Raw genomic sequence first — 5292 nt, forward strand, 5'->3', positions numbered from 1 at the left:
GGACCACGCCGATCATGCTGATCAGCGTCATGGACTGCACGATGTTGGGTACCGATGCGGCCGCGTGCTCGAGGTTGACCTTTCGATAGGCGAGATCGGCGATCGCCAGGAAGGTGGTCTGCGCGGCGATCCCGCCCAACGCGTTGGAGATGGCGAACCCGGCGTCACCGGCGGCGGCTCCCGAGATCGAGGTCACCAGGCCGGGCAGCGATGTGGTGGCCCCCAGCAGCACCGCGCCCGCCAGCGCTTCCCCGATGCCGGTGCGGTCAGCAAGCTCGTCGACAATCTTGGTGAAACGCACACCAGCGGTCAGCAGCACGGCGCCGCTGCCCAGCAGGACCAGGATGAGCAAGGTCAGCGGCCAGGCCTGCGGGGTCACGGGGCGTCACTTACGGTCACGTCACTTCGCATTGCTAGCTAATACCCGGTGCCGGGCCGCGGCGAACATCGCGCGGTTCGGACGGATGCCGCGACGTTACCCCGCGCGGGCGGTGAGCGCGCTCAGATAGGCCGACCAGCGGTCCCGGTCGACGAACCCGTAGTGACCCGCTCCGGGCCAGACGGTGGCGGTCGCGTCGGGCAGCTGTTCGGCGACCCGCTTGGGCATCTCCGGGGAGATGATGTCGTCGGCGTCTCCGTAATAGACGCCGAACGGCTGGCGTACGTCGCCGATCTCAAACCCCCACTGCCACAGCGCCATTGTCATTTCGTACATCCCCTCACAACCCTGTTCGATGCCGGCGGTGAAATTCGCCTCGAACATCTCTCGCTGCGCCGGATCGGACAGAAACGTGGCGGCGTCGGAGGCATCGACTTTGGCCATCTCCTCCAGGTAGCCGCCGATATCCTTGCGGGCCCTGCGCGCTGAGGACGCCAGCAGAAACCTGAGCACTGGACCGAGGCGGCGTAGCTTGACGATGAACTTGAGTTCGGTCATCGCCAGCATCGTGGCGTAACGCTCCCGGTCGAGCGGCCCGACCGGAGAGGCCAGCACCCCATGCGTGACCCGGTCGGGCATGTGCACGGCGATCGACAGCGCGTGTGGGCTCCCGCCGGAGTGGCCGGCGACGGCGAACTGGCCGAGCCCCAGCTGGTCAGCGAGCTGCTCCATGTCGGCGCCCCAGTCGACCATCCTGCGCCCGGGCTGCGGTGCCGAGCCCCCGACACCCGGCTGGTCGGCGGCGATCATCCACACCCCGAGTGATCGGGTGAGCTCCTCGTCAGGGTGGCGGATCACCCGCGAATCGGCGAAACCGTGGCTGAAGATGACCGGCAGACCGTCGGGGTCGCCGTAGGTGTCGTAGGCCAGCGTGCGCCCGTCGGCGAGAGTTAACGGTGGCATCACCTGCACCCCGCAGCTACGACCACGGATCGGAGCCTACTCGATTGGGCTTGGTGGACCACGGTGGTACACATCGGGGTCACCGACCAGCTTGCGCACGTTTCCATCGCGAACCGCGACTGCCCAGCAACCGCCACACGTTGGTCCGCAGAGCAACCAGCCAGCTCTCGCTGATCAGCGCGTCGTGTCGACGTCCATCTCGACCAGGACGCGGCGCAGCAGCTTGCCGGTGGCGTTTCGGGGCAGCTCCTCGATGAACACCACGTCGCGGGGCACCTTGTGCCGGGCCAAGTTGTTCTTTACATACTGCTTGATCTCGGCTGCGTCCTGCCCGGCGCCGGGTTCGGAAACGACGAAGGCGCGCAACCGCTTTCCGAACTCGACATCGTCGACACCCACCACGGCCACCTCGGCGATGTCGGCACGTTCTTCGAGCAGGTTCTCCACTTCCTGCGGGAAGACGTTCTCACCGCCGGAGACGATCATGTCGTCATCACGGCCATCGACGAACAGCAACCCGTTGTCGTCGAAGTGGCCCATGTCGCCGCTGGACATGAAACCGTCGATGATCTGCTTGTTGCGACCGTCGGTGTAGCCCTGAAACGGTGCGCCGTTGCGGACGAAGATCCGGCCGCGCCGGTTGCGACCCTCGATGCGCTGATCGTTCTCGTCGTAGAGCACTACCTCGCAGGTCACCGGCGCGCGGCCGGCCGCACCGGGCGCGGCGCGTAGTTCGGCCGGGTTGGCGACGGTGGCGATGGCACACTCGGTCGAGCCGTACATGTTGTAGAGGACATCACCGAAGGTGTCCTGGGCCCGGTTGGACAGGTCGGGGCTCAGCGCCGACCCGGCGAGCAGGATGACCTTCAACGACGACGTGTCGTACTTGCCGATCACGTCGGGTCCGAGCTCGACCATGCGATGCAGCATCGTCGGCACCGCGACCAGCATGTCGGCCTTGTTCTCGGCGATCAGCTGCAGGGTCCGCTCCGCATTGAACCGCCTGGCGGTGACGATCTTGTTGCCCAACGCCGCGCCGACCGTGTAGGTGGCCCAGCCGGTGCTGTGGAAGATCGGCGACACGATGACCATGGTTCCCTTCTGGGGGAACGGAATTCGGTCGATGATCTGCGCCGTCGCGAGCGGTGACACGGTGTCGCGGGGGGCACCCTTCGGCAGGCCGGTGGTGCCGCTGGTCAAAATGACCGAGCCACCCGGTTTGCTCGGCGCGGGCAGCGGTTCGGTGGGGTTTGCCGCGATGATCTCATCGAGGGTCTGCACGCCCTCGGGCAGCTCCACGCCGTCGTCGACCCAGGTCAGCACGCGCGGCAGGTCGGGCGGCAGGGCATCGAGCAGCCCGAGGAACTCGCTGTCGTGCAGCACCACGCGGACGCCTTCACGCTCGCAGACCTGCGCGAACTGCGGCTTGGCGAACCCGGTGTTCATCAGCACCATGCGGGCGCCGAGCTTGCCACAGGCGGCCATTGCGATCACCAGGCCGCGATGGTCGCGGCACAGCAGGCCGACGACCGAGCCCTCGGTGACGCCCAGGCCACGTAGACCATGCGCCAATGCCCAGGACTGGTCGTTGACCTGCCCGTATGTCAAGGTGCCGCGCTCGTCGACGATCGCCGGCAGGGTCGGGAACCTGCGACCGCCCTGGATGGCCATCGTCGCCTGCGGTCCGTAGGAGCGGATTAGCTTGGCGCCCTGCACCGTGCCGCCCAGATCCTTCAAGTCCAGAACGCCGGATTCGACGAGTCGCTTGACTGCCCGCGCTGACTCGGATACCTGCTGCAGCTTCTGCCGAATGCCGGTCGGTGAATTGGACATCGAGCCCCCTCGGTGCGAAATTTCGTTCACCGTAACAGCCGGCACATTTCGTCCGGCCGGGTGCTCGACACCTCCGGGGACTGGACTAGGTGTTGCTCACAGATGTTCGACTTCGCGGCACATGGCCGCGTCCTCGACGAAGGCGTAGTGCCTCGGACGGATGTGCGGAACTGCTTCGTGGGCGTTCTCATCGAGAACCCAGTGCATCGCAGCCGAAGCGCTGTGGACGGGGTGGTGACACAACTCCCAAACGCCGCTGTGGGACTGCGTGTTCGGGGTGGTCGTTTTCGAGTTGGGCGCTGCGGTGTGTGGTTCGGACATCGTCGTTCTCGGTTCTTGCTGCGAATAGACTCATTATCGGCACCACCATTGTCACCCTTGTCGGGCAACGACACCAGGTGCCGAACCCCCTTTTTGACCACTCCCGTCACTGCGTCACCTCTTCGATCACGGGTACCAGAAAAGCCGATGGGTACGGAACCGACTGCGGCGCAGCCGGTCCCGTACCCATCGCTGGTTACAGGCAACCTACGAAACGTCAGTCACTGTCGTTGCTGCTGTTGCCGTCGTTGCCGTCGTTGCCCTGGTTACCGTCGCCGGCACCGCCCTGGCCACCGGAGCCGCCGTTGCCGCCGGTACCGCTCTTGCCGGAGCTGGGCGAGGCGTTGCCGCCGTTACCACCGTTGCCGCCCTTGCCGTAGGTGCCGCCTTCGTTGTCGGTCACCGAGGAACCGCCGGTCCCGCCGGTCCCGCCGTTGCCGCCGCGGGCGTTTCCACCGGTAGCGCTGCCGCCGTTGCGGCCCGCGCCACCGTCGCCGCCGATGGCACCGCCGTCGCCGCCGTTGCCGCCGCGACCACCGACGGTGTTGCCACCGGTCGATGTCGCGCTCCCGCCGCCGCCGCCGCGGCCGCCGAGGCCCGAGATCTGACTGGTGCCGCCGGACCCGCCGGCGCCACCGCTGGCTTCGCCGTCTTGCGAGTTGGCCCTGCCGCCGTTACCGCCGTTGGTGCTGCGGGAGATGAGACGCCCGCCGCCGTCGCCGCCGGCGCCACCCTCGGCCTCGGCCTCGCCGTAGGCCGCGGCGCTGCCGCCGCTGCCGCCGCCGTGGCCGCGAATCTCAGGAACGCTGCCGCCGGACACGAGGCCGTAGCCGCCGTCGCCGCCGGCACCGCCCACGGCAACCTGCTCGTCGGTTCCACCGGTCACGGCGGAGCCGGCCGTGGCATCACCGCCGGCGCCGCCGCCGCCGGCACCGTAGCTGCTCTCGGGCACCTCATCGGGCCACGGCAACCCGATGTTCGCGTCACCGCCCAGCCCGCCGGCACCACCGAAGGCGCTACCGAACAGCGACGTGGCCTCGCCACCATCGCCGCCGTTGCCGCCCCGGCTCGGGACGAAACTCGCGCCGGCGCCACCGGCACCGCCGTTGCCGCCGGTCGCGTTTGCGGCGTCGCCAGCGGCGAGTTCGTTGAAGTCGTTGCCACCGTTGCCACCGGCGCCACCGTCACCCATGAAGGCGCCGGCGTTGCCGCCGGCGCCACCGTTCTGTGCTGCCCGCACGAGCACGCCGTTCTCGTACACGGCATCGAGGCCGTTGCCGCCCTGGCCGCCGTTGCCGCCGAACATGCCGGCGTGCCCACCGGCGCCACCGTTGGCACCGTTGCCGCCGTTGCCCCACAGCATGCCGCCGTTGGTGCCGTTGCAGGCGTCGCCGACGCAGTTCGCAGCGGCGTCGATGCCGTCGCCGATCAGCCAGCCACCCTGGCCGATGGCCGGCCGGAACGCCGCGGTGCTCACCGTGGGCGAACTCAGCGCCGCTGCGCCGACGACCGACTCGTCCTTGCCTCCGCCGAAGCTTCCGAAGAGCCACAGCGCGTCTTCGCTGTTGACCAACGTCACCTGGGCAGTGTGGGTGGTGGCCGGCACCGGCCCCTCGGCGAAGGCGGCTGCCGCCGTCAACGCTCCGAGGCCGACGATCGCCGCGCCCGCGACGCTCGTCGCCACGAACTTTGGCGCGGAACGCGGCGCGCCGCGATGCCGTCCGGATTTCACGTACATGTAGATCCCTTCGGGTGTCCGCCAACTGAACCTGGCAGTTGACTTAACGAATGCTGAG

At 68.2% G+C, this 5292-nt stretch carries 3 protein-coding genes and 1 pseudogene; all 4 read right to left on the reverse strand.

Translation table 11 applies throughout. From position 1 onward, the window contains the following. Window positions 1-379 (reverse strand): annotated as a pseudogene (locus tag ACN269_RS32680) (sodium:calcium symporter); the annotation flags it as partial. A gap of 96 nt (window positions 380-475) precedes the next feature. Beyond that, on the reverse strand, window positions 476-1342 hold the full coding sequence (locus ACN269_RS32685) for an alpha/beta fold hydrolase (RefSeq protein ID WP_421476887.1): 867 nt from the start codon (window positions 1340-1342) through the stop codon (window positions 476-478). A gap of 174 nt (window positions 1343-1516) precedes the next feature. Further along, complete coding sequence (locus tag ACN269_RS32690; protein WP_421476884.1) at window positions 1517-3220, reverse strand: acyl-CoA synthetase; 1704 nt, start codon at window positions 3218-3220, stop codon at window positions 1517-1519. Between the two features lie 493 nt (window positions 3221-3713). Then, a complete protein-coding gene (locus ACN269_RS32695; RefSeq protein WP_421476885.1) occupies window positions 3714-5234 on the reverse strand; it encodes a hypothetical protein in 1521 nt (506 codons plus the stop codon). Window positions 5235-5292: the final 58 nt, after the last annotated feature.

Source organism: Micromonospora sp. WMMD736, assembly GCF_049179015.1.
In the GTDB taxonomy this organism is placed as follows: domain Bacteria; phylum Actinomycetota; class Actinomycetes; order Mycobacteriales; family Micromonosporaceae; genus Micromonospora.